The following is a 16,417-nucleotide window of genomic DNA, read 5'->3' as shown; positions in this document are numbered from 1 at the left end:
GGAGCGAAAGGAAGAGCACATGGCGAAGCAGTCCATCTTCGGACGGATCTCGCAACTGTTGCGAGCGAACATCAACGCGCTCCTCGATCAGGCGGAGGACCCGGAGAAGATGCTGGACCAGATGGTCCGCGACTTCACCAACAGCATCGCCGACGCCGAGAGCGCGATCGCCGAGACGATCGGCAACCTGCGGCTGCTCGAGGACGACCACCGCGAAGATGTGGAGGCCGCCGCCGAGTGGGGCGACAAGGCGCTCGCCGCCAGCCGGCAGGCCGACCAGTACCGCGCCTCCGGCGACGCCGCGAACGCCGACAAGTTCGACAACCTCGCCAAGGTCGCCCTGCAGCGGCAGATCTCCTCCGAGAACGAGGCGAAGGCCGCGGAGCCACAGATCGCCGCGCAGACCGAGGTGGTCGAGAAGCTCAAGACCGGCCTCAACGCGATGAAGGAGAAGCTGGAGCAGCTGAAGAGCAAGCGCTCCGAGCTGATCGCCCGCGCGAAGAGCGCCCAGGCGCAGGCCCAGGTGATGGATGCCGTGAAGAGCGTCGACATCATGGATCCCACGAGCGAGGTCGCACGCTTCGAGGAGAAGATCCGCCGCGAGGAGGCCAAGGTCCGGGGCGCGCAGGAGCTCGCCGCCTCGAGCCTCGACGCGCAGTTCGAGCAGCTCGACGACCTCGGCGAGCTGACCGAGGTGGAGGCCAGGCTCGCCGCGCTCAAGTCCGGCGGAGGGTCGCAGGGGGCCGTGACCTCGGGCGCCCAGGGGTGAGCGGCGCGTCCTTCCTCGTCGTCCCGCAGTGGCAGGGGTCGGGGTCGTCGCGGGCCATGCGCCTGATCGACGGCGCCGACGCCATCCGCGGCGACCTCCCCGGCGCCCGCACCCACCAGGTGCCGGTGCCGGCCGCCGCGGGCGAGTCGCTGGGCAGCGGGGTGAACCGGTTCTCGTCCCTCGCGGCGGTCCGCGAGGCGACCGAGGCCGAGCTCGCCCTGCTGGAGGCACCGGTCGTCACGGTCGGCGGCGACTGCGGGGCGGAGCTCGCGCCCGTCCAGCACGCGCTCGCCGCGCATCCACCCGGGTCGGTGGCGGTGGTGTGGTTCGACGCCCACGGCGACCTCAACGACGTCGACTCGTCGCCGTCCGGCGCCTTCCACGGCATGGTGCTGCGGGCGCTCCTCGGCGACGGGCCCGATGGGCTCGCGTCCGCCGGGGAGTCGCGGCTCGCACCCGCCCAGCTGGTCCTCGCCGGCGTCAGAGCACTGGACGACGGGGAGTCCGCCTTCGTGGAGCAGAACGGCATCCGTGTCGTCTCCCCCGGCGAGCTGGACGACCCGGAGGCGATCGTGAACGCCGTGGCGGCCACCGGAGCGACGGCGGTGTACGTGCACATCGACCTCGATGTGCTCGACCCGTCCGCCATCGACGGGATCGGCTACCCCGAGCCGTTCGGCGTGCTCCCGGAGCGCCTCACCGAGGCGATCCGTGCGCTCCGCCGCCGGTTCGAGCTCGCCGGGGCGGGCCTCATGGAGTTCGCGCCGGAGAACCCTGACGCCGCGGCGCACGACCTCCCGGTCATCCTCCGCATCCTCGGGGCGCTGACCGGCCCGACCGCGTCGCAGGCCCCGGCCGGCTCGGACGGGGCGCGGTAGCTTGGGAGCCATGAGCGAGCCCAAGATCCTGACCGAACGGCGCGGACACGTGCTGCTGATCGGCCTGAACCGGCCCGAGAAGCGCAACGCCGCCGACTTCGAGCTGCTGAGCCGGCTCGCGCTGGCGTACGGAGAGCTGGAACGCGACCCCGACCTGCGCGTCGGCCTGGTGCACGCCGTCGGCGAGCACTTCACCGCCGGCCTCGACCTCGCCGACCTCGGCCCGCGGATCGGCCGAGACGGCCTCTCCTTCGTGGACGAGGACGGCATCGACCCCTGGCAGGTCTCCGGCACACCGCTCAGCAAGCCCGTCGTCATCGCCGTGCAGGGCACGTGCCTCACGCTCGGCATCGAGCTCATCCTCGCCTCCGACATCGCGGTCGCCGCCCGCGGCACCCGGTTCGGGCAGATCGAGGTCACCCGCGGCATCCTGCCGTTCGGCGGCGCCACGCTCCGCTTCCCCCGCGCGGTGGGCTGGGGCAACGCGATGCGGTACATCCTCACGGGCGACCTGTTCGACGCCGCCGAGGCGCACCGCATCGGCCTGGTGCAGGAGGTCGTCGAGGACGGCGAGCAGTTCGACCGGGCCCTCGAGCTCGCGGAGCGGATCGCCGCGCAGGCGCCCCTGGCGGTCCAGGCCGCGCTCGCCAACGCGAAGCGCGCCGTGCGCGACGGCGACGCCGCGGCGGAGGCCGAGCTGCAGCCGGCCCTCGTGCGGCTGGTCGGCAGCGAGGACGCCCGGATCGGCATGGAGGCGTTCCTGACCCGCACGGAGGCGCGGTTCGTCGGGCGGTAGCCATCCGATCCAGAGCGCGCGACGAACTCCACGGACGACGACCACGCATCACACGACACACATCCGACACACGATCGAAGGCGGCCGGCAGGCGGCAGGGAGAAGACATGAGCGAGATCAAGGACTACGACGTCATCGTGCTGGGAGCGGGCGCCGTCGGCGAGAACGTCGCCGACCGAGCGGTCCAGGGCGGTCTGCGGACGGTGATCGTCGAGTCCGAGCTCGTCGGCGGCGAGTGCTCCTACTGGGCGTGCATGCCCTCCAAGACACTGCTGCGGAGCGGAGCGCTGCTGCGCGCCGCCCAGAAGGTCGGAGGGACGCGGGAAGCGGTCACCGGTCCGCTCGACGTCGCGGCCGTGCTCAAGCGGCGCGACGACATGACCAGCAACTGGAACGACAGCGGCCAGGTCGAATGGCTGACCGGCGCCGGGATCGACCTGGAGCGCGGCTGGGGCGTCATCACCGCCCCGCGCGAGGTCACCGTCACGGCGGAGGACGGAACGGTCACCGTGCTGCGCGCGAAGCACGCGGTCGCGGTTTCCACCGGGTCCGCCGCCCTGATGCCCGATATCCCGGGGCTGCGCGAGAGCGAGCCGTGGTCGAGCCGTGAGGCCACGAGCGCCCAGCGCGTCCCGGTCTCCCTGGCCATCCTGGGCGGGGGCGTCGTCGCCACCGAGATGGCCACCGCCTACGCCGGCTTCGGCACCCAGGTGCACCTCATCGCGCGCAGCGGACTGCTGACCGGCGACGAGCCGTTCGCCGGCGAGATGGTCGTCGAGTCGCTGAAGAAGCTCGGCGTCACCCTGCACCTCTACTCCGGCGCCGAGCAGGTGGAGCGCACGGAGGACGAGGGCTTCCGCATCCGCCTCGACGACGGCAGCGTGCTCGAGACGGACGAGTTCCTCGTCGCCACCGGCCGCCTCCCCCGGACGTTCGGCATCGGGCTCGACGCGTTCGGTCTCGAGGACGGCGCCTGGCTCGACGTCGACGACAGCATGCGCGTGCTCGGAGCCGACGGCCGCCCGGTCGACGGCGGCTGGCTCTACGGCGTCGGCGACGTGAACCACCGCGCGCTGCTCACCCACCAGGGCAAGTACCAGGCGCGTGCGGCGGGCGACGCCATCGCCGCCCGCGCGCACGGACACGACGTCTCGCTGGAGCCGTGGGGCGCCTTCGTCGCGACGGCCGACCACCAGGCGGTCCCCCAGGTCACCTTCACCGACCCGGAGGTCGCGTCGGTCGGGCTCACCGCCGCACGGGCGGAGAAGGCCGGCTACCGCATCCGTGTCGTCGACTACGACATCGGCAGCGTGGCCGGGGCGCACGTCGTGGCCGACGGCTACGAGGGCAAGGCCCGCATGGTCGTCGACGAGGACCGAGGGGTCGTGCTCGGCGTGACCTTCGTGGGTCAGGATGTCGGCGAGCTGCTGCACTCGGCGACGGTCGCCGTGGTCGGGGAGGTGCCGCTGGACCGCCTCTGGCACGCCGTCCCCTCGTACCCGACGGTCAGCGAGGTCTGGCTGCGGCTGCTGGAGACCTACGGAAGACCCGAGAAGTGAGCGGCTTCGACCGCGGGCCGCTCGGGCGCATCCTGCTCGATTCGCCCCTGAGCCGCGCCGGATACCTGTACGCGACCGCGGTCGGCCTGACCTGGGGCTTCCTCTGGAGCACCGGGCGCATCGAGCGCCGCGCCGGGCTGACCGTGTTCCGCGGCATGCCGAAGGCGACCTTCGGGCGCGGCGGCTCGTGCGTCGGCGGCGTCTACCTGACCGACCAGAACGTCACCGACGACGTGCTCGAGCACGAGGCGGTCCACAAACGGCAATGGCAGCGGTACGGGATGCTGTTCCCGCTGCTCTACTTCCTCGCGGGGCGCGATCCGCTCCGCAACCGATTCGAGATCGAGGCGGGCCTCGAGAAGGGCGGGTACCGATGACGCGCACCATCGTGATCACGGGGGCGAGCTCCGGCATCGGCGCCGTCGCCGCCGAACAGCTGAAGGCCGGCGGGGACGAGGTCGCCGTGGTCGGCCGCAACCCGGAGCGCACGCGCGCGGTCGCCGAGCGGATCGGTGCGACGCCGTTCCTCGCCGACTTCGAGCGCCTGGACGACGTCCGGTCTCTCGCGGCCGCCCTGCTCGACCGGTACGAGACGATCGACGTGCTCGCCAACAACGCCGGCGGGCTCTACCACGACCGCGAGCTCACGGTGGACGGGCACGAGCGCACCATCCAGGCCAACCACCTGGCGCCCTTCCTGCTGACCGCACTGCTGCGCCCCCGGCTCGTCGAGACCGCGGCGACCGGACGGGATGTGCGGGTCGTCTCCACGGCGAGCCTCGCCAACCGCTTCGGGAATCTCCGCGTGGACGACCTGGACTGGGAACGCCGCCCCTGGCAGGGCGGCTGGCGCGCGTACGGCACGGCGAAGCTGGCGACCATCCTGTTCGCCGCCGAGCTGGCCGAGCGCCTGACCGGGACGGGCGTGACCGCCTACTCGTTCCATCCGGGAACCATCGCGACCAACTTCGGCAATTCGTCGCCGCTCATCCGCTTCGGCCACCTGGTGACGCGGAGCAGCTTCGGCATCCCCGTCGCCGCGGGGGCCGCTCCCCTGCTCTTCCTGGCCGGCCCCGCGCGCGTCGGCGCGCCGAGCGGGACGTACTTCGACCGCCTGACGGCGAACGGCCGCGTCAATCCGCAGGCGCGGAACGCGCAGCTCGGGCGCGACCTGTGGGCCGCGAGCGAGGCGCTGGTGGGGCTGGACGTCCCGGCCTGAGCGCCGAGTTGACGCAACACGCCGTGCGAGGCGGGCGCATCACGGCGTGTCGCGTCAACCAGCTGACCGATGTCAGCGGAAGGAGGGCGCCGCCACCGCGTCGGCGGACATGCCGACCGCGTGGACGAGGTGGTCGCGCACCTCGGTGGCGAGCGCGAATCCGCCGGTGACGATCGCGCGGGTCTCACCCGGACCGTCGCACAGCATCTCGTCGCACCAGGCGCGCACGGCGCGCGCGCCTGCCTCGCCGCGGGCGCACAGCTCACCGGTGCCGGGGCGTCCGCTCCGGCGCGAGCGGACCAGCCAGGTGACGGTCATGCGCATCGGCGTCGCGAGCGGGGCGATCTGCGACTCGTCTCCGACCTCGACGAACACCCGGCCCCGCGCGCACAGCGGAAGGAGCGCGAGCTCTGCCTCCAGCTCGGTGAGCGAGGACTCGTCGCCGACGACCAGGAACTGCACGCGGTCGTCGTGGTGCGCGGTCGTGGCGGTGTGGGTGGCGTGATCGGGACGGTACATCTCGCGATCGAGTATAGGTGAGCCTAACCTCAGAACCAACGGCTCCGACGGCATCCTCAGCATGTGCACGGGGCACCGCATCCCTTCCCGAGGTCGGTCGTTCGCGGCATGATCGGAGCATGCTCCCCTCCGCCTCCTCCCCGATCGCCCCGATGCTCGCGAAGGCGGTTCCCGCCGTCCCCGAGCCCGACAGCGTGGCGGGCGGTCTCAGCTACGAGCCGAAGTGGGACGGCTTCCGGGCCATCGTCTACGCCGAGGGCGACGGCGCCGTGGAGTCGGTGGAGATCGGCAGCCGCGGCTCGAAGATGCTGACGCGCTACTTCCCCGAGCTCGTGGAGGCGTTCCGCCATCTCCTGCCGGGCCCGTGCGTGCTCGACGGCGAGATCGTGGTGCCCACCGGGCCGGCCGGGGCGCAGCGGCTGGACTGGGAGGCGCTGTCGCAGCGCATCCACCCGGCCGCGAGCCGCGTGACCCTGCTGTCGGAGCAGACACCGGCGACGTTCGTCGCGTTCGACCTGCTCGCGATCGGCGACGAGTCGTACGTCGACCGGCCGTTCGCCGACCGCCGCGCGGCGCTCGAGGAGTTAGCGGGCGACCTGCCCGCGCCGCTCCAGCTGACCCGCACCACGACGGACGTCGACCTCGCCCGCCGCTGGCTCGTCGAGTTCGAGGGCGCCGGGCTGGACGGGGTGGTGGCGAAGCCGCTCGCCGGTCCGTACGCGCCGAACAAGCGGACGATGCTCAAGATCAAGCACCACCGCACCGCCGACGTCGTCGCGCTCGGGTACCGCATCCACACCAGCGGGCGAGGCGTCGGCTCCCTGCTCGTCGGGCTCTACGGCGACGACGGCCAGCTGCGCAACGTGGGCGGCGTCTCGGCGTTCACGGACGCGAAGCGGCTCTCCCTCATCGACGAGCTGGAGCCGCTGGTGGAGCGCGACGAGAGCGGCGCCGCTGTCACCGGCGAGACCGACCGGAGCCGCTTCTCGGGAAGCAAGGACGTGTCGTTCGTCCGGCTGCGGCCCGAGCGCGTGCTCGAGGTGCGGTACGACCAGATGGAGGGGATGCGCTTCCGGCACACCGCGCAGTTCGAGCGCTGGCGTCCCGACCGCGAGGCGCGATCGTGCACCTTCGAGCAGCTCGACCGGCCGATCGCGTACGACCTGGGCGACGTCCTGACCTGACGCCGCCGCAGCGGTCGACGACGGATCTCCGGCGGGAGCGGAGGCGGAACGGGACCCGCTACGCCTTCTTCGCGCGGCTCGGCTGCACGCGCGGCGGCTCCCCCGGCATCTTCGGGTAGTCGGGCGGGAACGGCAGCTCCCCGAGGCCGTCCGACAGGTCGCGCTCCCACCAGCCGAGCAGCACGTCGATCGTCCCGGGATCCGCGCCGAAGTCCTCCCACGGGTCACCGACGGTGCGCAGGCGCTCCGGCATGGTCAGCACGGTGAAGTCGCGCGGGTCGACATGCTCCAGCTCGTCCCAGGTGATCGGGGCGGAGACGGAGGCGTGCGGCAGCGCGCGCGGGCTGTACGCGCCCGCCATCGTGCGGTCGCGGTTCGCCTGGTTGAAGTCGACGAAGATCCGCTCCCCGCGCTCCTCCTTCCACCAGGCCGTGGTGACGTGGTCGGGCATCCGCCGTTCGAGCTCGCGGGCCGCCGCGATCACGGCGTGCCGCACGTCGAGGAACTCCCGCTCGGCGACGATGGGCGCGAAGACGTGGAGCCCCCGGTTGCCGGAGGTCTTGATGAACGCGGTGAGCCCGGCCTCCCGGAGCACGTCCCTGAGCTCGATCGCGGCGGGGACGGCGTCGGCGAACCCGGTGCCCGGCTGCGGGTCGAGGTCGATGCGCAGCTGGTCGGGGTTGTCGGAGTCCTCCGCCCGCGACGGCCAGGGGTGGAACACCACCGTGTTCATCTGCGCGGCCCAGACGGCCGCCGCCGGCTCGTCGATCACGAGCTGGGGATGCGAGCGTCCGCTCGGATACGTGACGGTGACGGAGCGCACGTACTCCGGCACACCGCGCGGCGGGTTCTTGGAGAAGAACTGCTCGCCGTCGATCCCGTCCGGGAAGCGCTGCAGCGACACCGGGCGGTCGCCGTTGGCGCGCACGAACGCCTCGCCGACCTCCACGAGGTAGGTGGCCAGATCGAGCTTCGTGATGCCGGCCTCGGGGAAGATCACCCGCTCGGGGCTCGAGATCCGCACCTCTCGGTCGCCATCGGGACCGGGGACCGTGAGGACTACAGCGCCGCCTGCCATGCGACCACCGTACCGCCCGAACCGCCGGTGTCCGCGATGTGAATTCCTTGTGGGATCACACGTCGTCGCTTGAGCGGTCTCACAAGTGGGCCAGAATGGCAGAGCGGGCGCGCATCCGTGCCGCCCGCGATCGAGGTCCTTCGAGAAGAGGTGCATGACCCTGAGGATCGTGAGCTACAACCTCCGCAAGCACGCCGCGAGCGGGGAGCTGACGGGCATCGCAGAGGCGTACGACGTCGACGTCCTGTGCCTGCAGGAATGCGACAGCGACGCCCTTCCCGAGCGCCTGCACCACCTGGTGCTCGCCGACACGACCAGGGCCAACCGCCTCGGACTCGCGATCTACGTGCGGGACGACCGCTACGAGATCCTGCACAGCCAGGTCTTCGCCGTGCAGAAGTCGCTGCACGACCGGGTGCTCGCTCCGGCGAACGAGCGGCTGCTCGCCGTGCACCTGCGCGACCGCGACAACGGCGAGGAGATCCTGGTCGGGTCGTTCCACGCCGCTCCGCTCACCGCCCTGAACTCGCTGCGGCGCAAGCAGATCGCGGCGGCCCATGACGGGATGCGCTCCCTCGCCCCCGGCACCCCGGCGGTGATGGTCGGCGACTTCAACTACCCGTGGTTCATCCGCGGCCTGGAGCGGCACCTCACGACCTCCGGGTACACGCTCAAGCGCACGACGCAGCCGACCTACCTGCGCTACAAGTTCTTCTCCGGCTACTTCGACTTCGTCACGTCGACCGGCTTCGAGATCGAGCGGGTGGATGTGCTGCCCGCCGGGGCGTCGGACCACCGGCCGATCCGGCTGGACGCCGAGCTCGCGGCCTGACGCCGCGCCTCGACGCGCCGGCGCTGGCAGGATGGTGACGTGACCGACACCGTGCCCTCCGCCCTGCTCGTCATCGACCTCCAGAAGGGCGTCCTGCCCGGGTGCTTCGACGCCGACGGCGTTCTCGCGCGCGTCCGGCAGCTCGTCGACCGCGCCCGCGCGGCGGGGACGCCGGTGGTGTGGGTGCAGCACGAGGAGGACGGGATGGAGGAGGGCTCAGAACCGTGGCAGCTCGCCGACGGACTCGTCCCATCCGAGGGCGAGCGGCGCATCCTGAAGCACTACCGCGACGCCTTCGCCGACACCGACCTGGACGAAGTGCTGGAGCGCCTCGACGTCGGCCGCCTGGTCGTCACGGGCGCGCAGAGCGACTACTGCGTGCGCACGACGGCGCAGAGCGCGGCCGTGCGCGGCTACGACGTCGTGCTGGTCTCCGACGCCCACACGACCACGGACACCGAGTGGGACGGCGTCGAGATCACCGGCGAGCAGATCGTCGCGCACACCAACCGGTACTTCGACGGGCTCCGCTACCCGGGCCAGCTGTTCGGCGTCGCCGAGTCCGCATCCGTCCCGCTCTGAGGTCACCGGGGACTCGTCGCGCCGCCGCGGGCGGCGTACGGTGATGGCGTTCGACGACGGGGGTGGTGCCGGTGGAATTCCCGGCGTGGCTGACCGCCTGGCTGGCCGGCGACGACTACACGATCGCGCGTGAGATCCTCGAGCGCGGTGTGGCCGCGCTGTACCTGGTCGCGTTCGTGTCCGCGGTGAACCAGTTCCCTGCGCTGCTCGGCGACAACGGGCTCCTGCCCGTACGACGCTTCCTGCGGCATCCCTACGCCAGGAAGCAGCCGACGCTCTTCCGCCGGCGCTACTCGGACCGGCTGCTGCGCACGGTGGCCTGGACGGGCGCGGTGCTCTCCGCGCTCATCGTCGCCGGGGTGCTCCAGCCGACCCCGACGTACGTCTTCGTCCCGGTGTTCCTGATCGTATGGTTCCTGTACCTCTCGATCGTGAACGTCGGGCAGACCTTCTACGGCTTCGGCTGGGAGAGCCTGCTCTGCGAGGCCGGGTTCGTCGTCGCTTTCCTGGGCGCGTGGGACACCGCTCCCCCGATCACCATCGTCTTCTTCGTCCGCTGGCTGGTGTTCCGGCTGGAGTTCGGCGCCGGGATGATCAAGATGCGCGGCGACCGGTCGTGGCGCGACCTCACGGCGCTGTTCTACCATCACGAGACCCAGCCGATGCCGAATCCGCTCAGCCGCACGGCGCACCTGCTGCCGAAGTGGTTCCACCGGCTGGAGGTGCTCGGCAACCATGTCGCGCAGCTGGTCGTTCCGTGGTTCCTGTTCTTCCCGCAACCGGTCGCGAGCGTCGCAGCCGCCGTGATGATCCTCACGCAGCTGTGGCTGGTGCTGACGGGCAACTTCGCGTGGCTGAACTGGATCACGATCGTGCTGGCGTTCGCCGGCATCAGCGACCCGGTGTTCTCGTGGCTCTTCGGCGGGGCGGACGTCGGCGGGATCGGCGCCTCCGACGTGCCGCTCTGGTACGCCCTCGTCGCGGTCGCGGTGACCGTCTTCCTGGTGGTGCTCAGCTGGCCGCCGCTGAAGAACCTGTTCGCACGCCGCCAGCTGATGAACGCGAGCTTCAACCGCTGGCACCTGGTGAACGCCTACGGAGCCTTCGGGAGCGTGACGAAGGAACGGTACGAGGTGGTCGTGGAGGGGACGGCGGACGACCCGTCCGACCCGGGCGCGCACTGGCTCGAGTACGGCTTCAAGGGCAAACCCGGCGACGTTCGCCGACTGCCCAGGCAGTTCGCGCCGTACCACCTGCGGCTCGACTGGCTGATGTGGTTCCTCGCCCTCGGCTCGCGCGACTCGCCCTGGTTCGAGGTGCTCCTGCTGCGCCTGCTGGAGGCGGACACGCCGACCCTGAAGCTGCTGCGGTGCGATCCTTTCGACGGGGAGCCGCCGCGCGCCATCCGCGCCCGCATGTTCCTCTACCGCTTCAGCACGCGCGCCGAGAAACGGCGGACGGGCGATATCTGGGTGCGGTCGGAGGTCGGCGATCTGGTGCCGCCGGTGAGCCTGCGCGGCCGTCAGTAGCCGGTGCGCTCCTCCTCCAGGCGGGCGAGGTCGCGCCAGATGAGCAGCTTCAGCCGGGCCGGCTTCTCCCGCTCGTAGTCCGCCTTCAGCGCCTCCGCCCCCGAGAACGCGTCGAGACCTGCCTCGATGGCACGGCCGACCTCGTCCCAGGCGTCCTGACGCCCGCGCTCGACGAGGGCGAGCAGCTCCTCCTCCGAGTCCGCCTTCGCCCGCAGCGCCGCCGCCAGCCGGATGGCCGCATCCCGCCGCAACCGCAGGTTGTCCGCATCCACCCGGCGGTAGTCGTGGGGGTGCTCGGCGTCGCCGCTCAGCTTCTCGGCCGCCTCCAGCTCCTCCTCGATGCGCCCGGCCGCGACTCCCTGCTCGGAGGCCAGCTCGCGCAGCATCGCCGCCGCCTCCATGGCGTGCATCGCCGGGTCGTACGCGGTGCCGTACTGGATGGTGTCCACGACGATGTGGTTCTTGACCGCCATGCGCGTGGCGTATTCCGCGAGCAGCATGCCCTCCTCGACGGACTGCTCGAGCGTGGGCGCGACCGGCTCGGGCAGGGCGTGCTCGTCGAACGGACGCGTGCGCGTCGTCTTCTCGACGCGCCTGCGGAACCACTTCGGCCAGCGCATGGGACTCCTCGAATCCGGCGCCGTACGACGCCGTCCTCCCATTCTGGCCGATCGGCCCCCGGGATTCAGCGGCCCGCGAAGAACCCGTTCGCCCGGCGCGTGAACAGCAGGACCACGATGAGCAGCGACCACAGGATCTGCACAACGCCGCTCGCCACCTGGTTGGTGAAGAGCAGCAGGACGCCGTTGAGGATGTCGACGATCATGACGACCGTGACCACCACGCGCGCGCCGGAGCTCCCGCGGAGCAGACCACGGGCCACGATGATGACGATCACGCCGAGCAGGATCGAGACGATCGCCGCCGTGGTGACGCCGGCGACCCCGCCGCCCGTCGGCGCGGCCACCTGATCGCGCGCGATCAGCAGGATGACGCCGCCGACGACGTTCAGGATGCCGTTGATGTAGGTGAGGACGGCCACGAACGTGACCGATCCTGGACGTGCCGCCATGCCGACTCCTCCGCTCCGCCGCGGCGCTCTTCTCGCCCGGGCGCTTCACCGGTAGCTTGGCGGATATGGCCGGTTATCGCTACGAGTTCGAGGCGGAGCTGTTCCGCTGGGCCTCCCGCCGGGAGCTGTGGGTCTTCGCGCAGCTGCCGCCGGAGGTGTCCGAGGAGATCCGGCTGCAGCCGCATCCACCCGCCGGTTTCGACTCCGTCAAGGTGTCGGTGACGCTGGGCGGCTCGCGCTGGGCGACGTCGATCTTCCCGCAGGCGGACGGCACGTACGTGGTTCCGATCAAGGGCGCCGTGCGCCGGGCGGAGGGCGTCGAGCTCGGCGACCGGGTGCGGATCGGCGTCGAGACCCTGCTCTGACGGCTACCGCGCGCCCGACATGATCGTGTTCAGCGCGAGCACGATGATCAGCCCGTTGAAGAAGTAGCTCAGCACGGAGTGCCAGACGATGGTCCACCGCATGCGGGTGCTGAGCACCTCCACGTCCGACGCCGCGAACGTCGTTCCGATGGTGAAGGCGAAGTACACGAAGTCGACGAACCGCGGAACCGGCGCGGGTGCACCGTCGGGATGCGGGAAGCGCAGCATCGGCTCGGCCGCGGCGAAGTAGCGCTGGTAGTAGATCTGCGAGAAGCCCCAGTGCAGGAAGCCCCACGCGAGGAGCATCGACCACACGCCGACGACGTCGGTAGCGGTCCCGACCTCGGGGTCGTTGTGCAATCCGAGCACCTGGATTGCGGCCGCCAGCCCGATCAGGCTCGAGAACACCGTGGCCGACCATGACACGATGCGGGCGAGGCGTCCCGTTTCCCAGGGGGACAGCCGACCGCCCGGAGGCGCCGGGCGCCGAGCGACACGACCCAGCACGATCAAAACGACGATCAGGTAGAGAGTGCCGATCCCGCACCAGATGGCGAGGAGCCCGAGCGTCGTGCCATCGTCACCCTCATCGACGTAGAGCCACACGCCCACGACGATCATGGCCAGCTGGGCCAGGAGGCTCGCGGCCAGGCCGAGGACGGCCGTCGGCCGTCGCACGGGCGCGCTCTGCGACATACCTGGATGCTAGCGGTGTCCTGCCCCCTCCCCGCGCAGGGCAGGATGGAGTGGTGCAGCCCCTCGTCGTCGTCGCGGCCGTCGTCCGCGACGGCGACCGCGTGCTGTCCTGCCGCCGTGCTCCCGGGAGGGATGCCGCCGGCCGGTGGGAGTTCCCCGGCGGCAAGGTCGAGACCGGCGAGTCCCCGGAAGCCGCGCTCGCCCGCGAGATCGCGGAGGAGCTCGGGGTGCGCATCCACGTCGGTGCGCTGCTCGACCGCACCGTGACCGAGAGAAACGGCGGCCGGGCGATCGACCTCGCCTGCTACGACTGCCGGCTCGACGGCGACGCACCCGTCGAGAGCACCGACCACGACGAGCTGCTCTGGATGCCGGTCCGGCGTCTCCACGAGCTGGACTGGGCGGAGGCCGACCTCGCCGCCGTCGCCGCACTGACCCGGGAGGACACGTGAGAGCCCTGTACTACGAGCGCTTCGGCGGACCGGTGGAGGTCGCGGAGGTTGCGGACCCGGCCGTCCCGGACGGCGGCGCGGTCATCCGGGTCGAGGCGTCCGGCCTCTGCCGCAGCGACTGGCATGCCTGGGCGGGCCACGACGACTCCGTGGCCCTTCCGCACGTGCCCGGCCACGAGTTCGCCGGGGTCGTCGAGACCGTCGGCGCCGGCGTCACCCGCTGGCGGCCGGGCGACCGCGTCACCGCGCCGTTCGTCAACGGATGCGGCGCGTGCGAGTGGTGCCGCGCCGGGCAGGCGCAGGTCTGCCCGCAGCAGACCCAGCCCGGCTTCACGCACTGGGGATCGCACGCCGAGCTCGTCGCCGTCCGCGCGGCGGACACCAACCTGGTGCGGGTGCCGGACGGCCTCTCCGCCGATGCGGCCGCGAGCCTGGGCTGCCGGTTCGCCACGGCGTACCGGGCGGTGACGGCCCGTGCGCGCATCCGGCCCGGCGACTGGCTCGCCGTGTACGGCGCCGGCGGCGTCGGGCTGAGCGCCGTGATGGTCGCCTCCGCGCTCGGCGCGCGCGTCGTCGCCGTCGACCGCTCCACCGCGGCGCTGGAGCTGGCCGCGCGTCTCGGAGCGGAGCACACGGTCGTCGCCGCACCGGACACGGACGACCGGGTGCGGGAGCTGACCGGCGGAGGCGCCGACGCGACGATCGATGCCGTCGGCTCGCCCGACACGGCGACGACGGCCGTCCGGTCGCTCCGCCGGCTCGGCCGCCACGTGCAGGTCGGGCTGCTCGCGACCGCCGTCCCCGAGCTGCCGCTGGACCGCGTCATCGGATGGGAGCTCGAGATCCTGGGCAGCCACGGCATGGCCGCGGCCGCCTACCCCGAGATGCTCGACCTCGTGGCCTCCGGTCGGCTGAACCCGCAGCAGCTGGTCGGCGGGGCCGTCGGCTTCGCCGAGGCCGCGCAGCTGCTCGAGACGGCGGACACCGCGCCGCCGACCGGCATCGCGGTGCTGCACCCCGCGGGCTGAGGCGCCGGCCGGCCGGCCGCTCGCCGCACCGAAACGGAGGTGCTGCCGGCCCTGCGGCCCGGTCCCTCCTCCGTTTCCCGCATCCACTCGGCGTGTCCGGCAGGATGTCCTCCGTTTCTCACCGACGCACCGCGGCGCTCGGGGCGCAGCCTCCCGGGCCGCGATCTGGCGCAAAGGGAGGCGTTCCGGCCCGTCCCGGGCGGAGACGGCGGGAAACGGAGGCGCTCGGGCTCATCGCCTCCCGAACCGCCTCCGTTCCCTCGTCCGCCCCGGGCGACCTCCGGCCCCGCGTTCCCCGCACGCCCGGCCCGCAGGCCGCCCGCATCCGGCAGGATGAGCACATGCGCATCGCCGACGTCCCCCGCCCCGACACCGCCGCCTCCCGTGCCGCCCTCGAGATCGCGACCGCGTACCACTCGCCGTCCTTGCTGAACCACGTGCAGCGGTCGTGGCTGTGGGCCGAGGCGTTCGCCACGGTGCGCGGCCTCACCCCCGACCACGAGCTGCTCTATGTCTCCGCGCTGCTCCACGACCTGGGCATCGTCCCGGAGTTCGACAACAACACCCTCGCCTACGAGGATGCCGCCGGTCACGTCGCCATCGCCCTCACCGCGGGCGCCGGCTGGCCTGCCGACCGACGCGTGCGCGCCCACGAGGTCATCGTGCGGCACAACTGGCCGGAGGTCGACCCGGCTATGGATGTCGAGGGTCACCTGCTCGAGATCGCGACCGCGCTCGACATCTCGGGTGCGCGCGACGGCGAGCTCCCCGCGGAGTTCCTCCGCGAGGTCGTGACAGCGTTCCCGCGGCTGGAGCTGGCGGCCGAGTTCGGTTCGTGCGTCGCCGACCAGGCCGAGCGGAAGCCGGACACGTCGGCCCGCCGGCTCGTCGACGGCGGGGTGCAGCGGAAGCTCCGCGACAACCCGCTGGAACGTATCCTCGAAGGGTGACCCTGACCTCCCTCGAGCGCCCGACGCTGCCGCCCACCCGGCTGGCGGAGCCGGACTGGCGTTCGCGCGAGCGCGCGCACGCCGAGCGGGCCGATGCCCTGACGGCCGCCCACCGTGAGCGGGCGTCCCGCGGCGAGAAGCACCCGGTCTGGGACTTCCTGTTCACCTACTACTCCTACTCCCCCGCGCAGCTGCGGCGCTGGCACCCCGGACCGGGCGTCGAGCTGGAGGGGGCGGACCGGGATGCGCGCTCCGCCTGGCGCTGGTACACGGCAGGGTCGACGCCCGGATCGCTGGCCGTCGACCACGCCGCCCTGGAGCGGGAGAAGGCGCCGCTCGTGCGCGGGGTGGAGCGCATCCTCCGCTCGACCGCTGCGCGACCCGGCCGGTTCGGCTGCTTCGGTCTGCACGAGTGGGCGATGGTCTACCGGCAGGACGAGCACCGGCATCCCGTTCCGCTGCGGCTCGGCCGGGAGGCGACGGATGCGGTGGTGGAGTCGCACGAACTGCGGTGCACCCACATCGACGCGTTCCGCTTCTTCACCCCCGACGCGGTCCCGCTGAACCGCTTCGCGCCGACACGCGAGACGCAGCCCGAGCTGGAGCAGCCGGGATGCCTGCACGCGGGCATGGACGTCTACAAGTGGGCGATGAAGCTCGGCCCGCTCGTGCCCGGCGAGCTGCTGCTGGACGCTTTCGAGCTGGCTCGCGACATCCGGCTTCTCGACATGCGGGCCTCGCCTTACGACATGCGCCCCTGGGGCGCCGAGCCCGTCGCCATCGAGACGCCGGAGGGCAAGGCCGAGTATGTCCGGCGCCAGCGCGCCTTCGCCGAGCGGTCGAACGCGCTGCGGGCGCTCATCCTCGCCGCCTGGCAGGGCGACAGGGTCGGGGCCGCCTGATCGAACC

At 72.0% G+C, this 16,417-nt stretch carries 20 protein-coding genes; 15 read left to right on the top strand and 5 right to left on the bottom strand.

What is annotated here, in order from left to right:
• The first annotated feature begins 19 nt into the window (after window positions 1-19).
• The 6 genes from BJ963_RS01800 to BJ963_RS01775 all read left to right on the top strand — a co-directional run bounded on the left by BJ963_RS01800 (window position 20) and on the right by BJ963_RS01775 (window position 5,221).
• Entirely contained in the window at window positions 20-769 is a 750-nt protein-coding gene (locus BJ963_RS01800) for a PspA/IM30 family protein (RefSeq protein WP_089912693.1), read from the top strand.
• Window positions 766-1,647, top strand: coding sequence for an arginase family protein (locus tag BJ963_RS01795; RefSeq protein ID WP_179454181.1), 882 nt, complete (start codon window positions 766-768; stop codon window positions 1,645-1,647). Before BJ963_RS01800 ends, BJ963_RS01795 begins: the two co-directional genes overlap by 4 nt.
• Before the next feature lie 10 nt (window positions 1,648-1,657).
• A complete protein-coding gene (locus tag BJ963_RS01790; RefSeq protein ID WP_089912697.1) occupies window positions 1,658-2,443 on the top strand; it encodes a crotonase/enoyl-CoA hydratase family protein in 786 nt (261 codons plus the stop codon).
• 107 nt (window positions 2,444-2,550) lie between these two features.
• Complete coding sequence (locus tag BJ963_RS01785; protein WP_179454179.1) at window positions 2,551-4,002, top strand: dihydrolipoyl dehydrogenase family protein; 1,452 nt, start codon at window positions 2,551-2,553, stop codon at window positions 4,000-4,002.
• Window positions 3,999-4,379, top strand: a complete 381-nt coding sequence (locus BJ963_RS01780; RefSeq protein ID WP_089912701.1) for a Fe-S oxidoreductase — start codon at window positions 3,999-4,001, stop codon at window positions 4,377-4,379. The genes BJ963_RS01785 and BJ963_RS01780 overlap by 4 nt, the downstream gene beginning before the upstream one ends.
• Window positions 4,376-5,221, top strand: coding sequence for an SDR family NAD(P)-dependent oxidoreductase (locus BJ963_RS01775; RefSeq protein WP_179454177.1), 846 nt, complete (start codon window positions 4,376-4,378; stop codon window positions 5,219-5,221). The genes BJ963_RS01780 and BJ963_RS01775 overlap by 4 nt, the downstream gene beginning before the upstream one ends.
• Window positions 5,222-5,293: 72 nt before the next feature.
• Here BJ963_RS01775 and BJ963_RS01770 read toward each other — a convergent pair whose 3' ends face one another.
• Entirely contained in the window at window positions 5,294-5,740 is a 447-nt protein-coding gene (locus BJ963_RS01770) for an SIP domain-containing protein (protein WP_179454175.1), read from the bottom strand.
• A 119-nt stretch (window positions 5,741-5,859) separates the two neighbouring features.
• On the opposite strand from BJ963_RS01770, the gene BJ963_RS01765 reads away from it, so the two are divergent.
• Window positions 5,860-6,924, top strand: a complete 1,065-nt coding sequence (locus BJ963_RS01765) for an ATP-dependent DNA ligase (protein WP_179454173.1) — start codon at window positions 5,860-5,862, stop codon at window positions 6,922-6,924.
• A 58-nt stretch (window positions 6,925-6,982) separates the two neighbouring features.
• Here the strand turns inward: BJ963_RS01765 and ligD are convergent, their stop codons facing one another.
• Window positions 6,983-8,002, bottom strand: coding sequence for a non-homologous end-joining DNA ligase (ligD, locus tag BJ963_RS01760; RefSeq protein ID WP_179454171.1), 1,020 nt, complete (start codon window positions 8,000-8,002; stop codon window positions 6,983-6,985).
• 154 nt (window positions 8,003-8,156) lie between these two features.
• Here ligD and BJ963_RS01755 point away from each other — a divergent pair, with 154 nt between their 5' ends.
• The 3 genes from BJ963_RS01755 to BJ963_RS01745 all read left to right on the top strand — a co-directional run bounded on the left by BJ963_RS01755 (window position 8,157) and on the right by BJ963_RS01745 (window position 10,945).
• Window positions 8,157-8,834, top strand: a complete 678-nt coding sequence (locus BJ963_RS01755) for an endonuclease/exonuclease/phosphatase family protein (RefSeq protein ID WP_089912717.1) — start codon at window positions 8,157-8,159, stop codon at window positions 8,832-8,834.
• Window positions 8,835-8,873: 39 nt separating this feature from the next.
• Window positions 8,874-9,416 (top strand): isochorismatase family protein, encoded by a 543-nt coding sequence (locus tag BJ963_RS01750; protein WP_179454169.1) that lies wholly within the window; start codon window positions 8,874-8,876, stop codon window positions 9,414-9,416.
• A 62-nt stretch (window positions 9,417-9,478) separates the two neighbouring features.
• Window positions 9,479-10,945, top strand: coding sequence for a lipase maturation factor family protein (locus BJ963_RS01745; RefSeq protein ID WP_179454167.1), 1,467 nt, complete (start codon window positions 9,479-9,481; stop codon window positions 10,943-10,945).
• Here BJ963_RS01745 and BJ963_RS01740 read toward each other — a convergent pair.
• Window positions 10,939-11,565: a hypothetical protein gene (locus tag BJ963_RS01740; protein ID WP_089912725.1), complete on the bottom strand. Its 627-nt coding sequence runs from the start codon at window positions 11,563-11,565 to the stop codon at window positions 10,939-10,941. The genes BJ963_RS01745 and BJ963_RS01740 overlap by 7 nt on opposite strands.
• A 65-nt stretch (window positions 11,566-11,630) precedes the next feature.
• Window positions 11,631-12,017: a DUF7144 family membrane protein gene (locus BJ963_RS01735; protein WP_089912729.1), complete on the bottom strand. Its 387-nt coding sequence runs from the start codon at window positions 12,015-12,017 to the stop codon at window positions 11,631-11,633.
• 65 nt (window positions 12,018-12,082) lie between these two features.
• Between BJ963_RS01735 and BJ963_RS01730 the strand changes: the two genes are divergently transcribed.
• Window positions 12,083-12,382 (top strand): DUF1905 domain-containing protein, encoded by a 300-nt coding sequence (locus BJ963_RS01730; RefSeq protein WP_179454165.1) that lies wholly within the window; start codon window positions 12,083-12,085, stop codon window positions 12,380-12,382.
• Between the two features lie 3 nt (window positions 12,383-12,385).
• Here the strand turns inward: BJ963_RS01730 and BJ963_RS01725 are convergent, their stop codons facing one another.
• Entirely contained in the window at window positions 12,386-13,078 is a 693-nt protein-coding gene (locus BJ963_RS01725) for a DUF1345 domain-containing protein (RefSeq protein ID WP_179454163.1), read from the bottom strand.
• 53 nt (window positions 13,079-13,131) lie between these two features.
• Here BJ963_RS01725 and BJ963_RS01720 point away from each other — a divergent pair, with 53 nt between their 5' ends.
• The 4 genes from BJ963_RS01720 to BJ963_RS01705 all read left to right on the top strand — a co-directional run bounded on the left by BJ963_RS01720 (window position 13,132) and on the right by BJ963_RS01705 (window position 16,410).
• Window positions 13,132-13,530: a (deoxy)nucleoside triphosphate pyrophosphohydrolase gene (locus tag BJ963_RS01720; protein ID WP_343037212.1), complete on the top strand. Its 399-nt coding sequence runs from the start codon at window positions 13,132-13,134 to the stop codon at window positions 13,528-13,530.
• The gene (locus BJ963_RS01715; RefSeq protein ID WP_179454159.1) at window positions 13,527-14,558 is read left to right on the top strand and encodes a zinc-binding dehydrogenase; all 1,032 of its coding nucleotides are present in this window, start codon (window positions 13,527-13,529) and stop codon (window positions 14,556-14,558) included. Before BJ963_RS01720 ends, BJ963_RS01715 begins: the two co-directional genes overlap by 4 nt.
• 341 nt (window positions 14,559-14,899) lie before the next feature.
• Complete coding sequence (locus tag BJ963_RS01710) at window positions 14,900-15,508, top strand: HD domain-containing protein (protein WP_179454157.1); 609 nt, start codon at window positions 14,900-14,902, stop codon at window positions 15,506-15,508.
• Window positions 15,505-16,410: a 3-methyladenine DNA glycosylase gene (locus BJ963_RS01705; protein ID WP_179454155.1), complete on the top strand. Its 906-nt coding sequence runs from the start codon at window positions 15,505-15,507 to the stop codon at window positions 16,408-16,410. Before BJ963_RS01710 ends, BJ963_RS01705 begins: the two co-directional genes overlap by 4 nt.
• The last annotated feature ends 7 nt before the right edge of the window (window positions 16,411-16,417 follow it).

This window comes from Leifsonia soli (assembly GCF_013408745.1).
GTDB lineage: Bacteria > Actinomycetota > Actinomycetes > Actinomycetales > Microbacteriaceae > Leifsonia > Leifsonia soli.
This window is presented reverse-complemented; position numbering and strand designations above follow the sequence as displayed.

Excerpts from the sequence above, each read along its gene's own strand:
- BJ963_RS01800 (WP_089912693.1), top strand. The coding sequence starts at position 20 with ATGGCGAAGCAGTCCATCTTCGGACGGATCTCGCAACTGTTGCGAGCG.
- BJ963_RS01790 (WP_089912697.1), top strand. The coding sequence starts at position 1,658 with ATGAGCGAGCCCAAGATCCTGACCGAACGGCGCGGACACGTGCTGCTG.
- BJ963_RS01785 (WP_179454179.1), top strand. The coding sequence starts at position 2,551 with ATGAGCGAGATCAAGGACTACGACGTCATCGTGCTGGGAGCGGGCGCC.
- BJ963_RS01775 (WP_179454177.1), top strand. The coding sequence starts at position 4,376 with ATGACGCGCACCATCGTGATCACGGGGGCGAGCTCCGGCATCGGCGCC.
- BJ963_RS01770 (WP_179454175.1), bottom strand. The coding sequence starts at position 5,740 with ATGTACCGTCCCGATCACGCCACCCACACCGCCACGACCGCGCACCAC.
- BJ963_RS01765 (WP_179454173.1), top strand. The coding sequence starts at position 5,860 with ATGCTCCCCTCCGCCTCCTCCCCGATCGCCCCGATGCTCGCGAAGGCG.
- ligD (WP_179454171.1), bottom strand. The coding sequence starts at position 8,002 with ATGGCAGGCGGCGCTGTAGTCCTCACGGTCCCCGGTCCCGATGGCGAC.
- BJ963_RS01755 (WP_089912717.1), top strand. The coding sequence starts at position 8,157 with ATGACCCTGAGGATCGTGAGCTACAACCTCCGCAAGCACGCCGCGAGC.
- BJ963_RS01740 (WP_089912725.1), bottom strand. The coding sequence starts at position 11,565 with ATGCGCTGGCCGAAGTGGTTCCGCAGGCGCGTCGAGAAGACGACGCGC.
- BJ963_RS01735 (WP_089912729.1), bottom strand. The coding sequence starts at position 12,017 with ATGGCGGCACGTCCAGGATCGGTCACGTTCGTGGCCGTCCTCACCTAC.
- BJ963_RS01730 (WP_179454165.1), top strand. The coding sequence starts at position 12,083 with ATGGCCGGTTATCGCTACGAGTTCGAGGCGGAGCTGTTCCGCTGGGCC.
- BJ963_RS01725 (WP_179454163.1), bottom strand. The coding sequence starts at position 13,078 with ATGTCGCAGAGCGCGCCCGTGCGACGGCCGACGGCCGTCCTCGGCCTG.
- BJ963_RS01710 (WP_179454157.1), top strand. The coding sequence starts at position 14,900 with ATGCGCATCGCCGACGTCCCCCGCCCCGACACCGCCGCCTCCCGTGCC.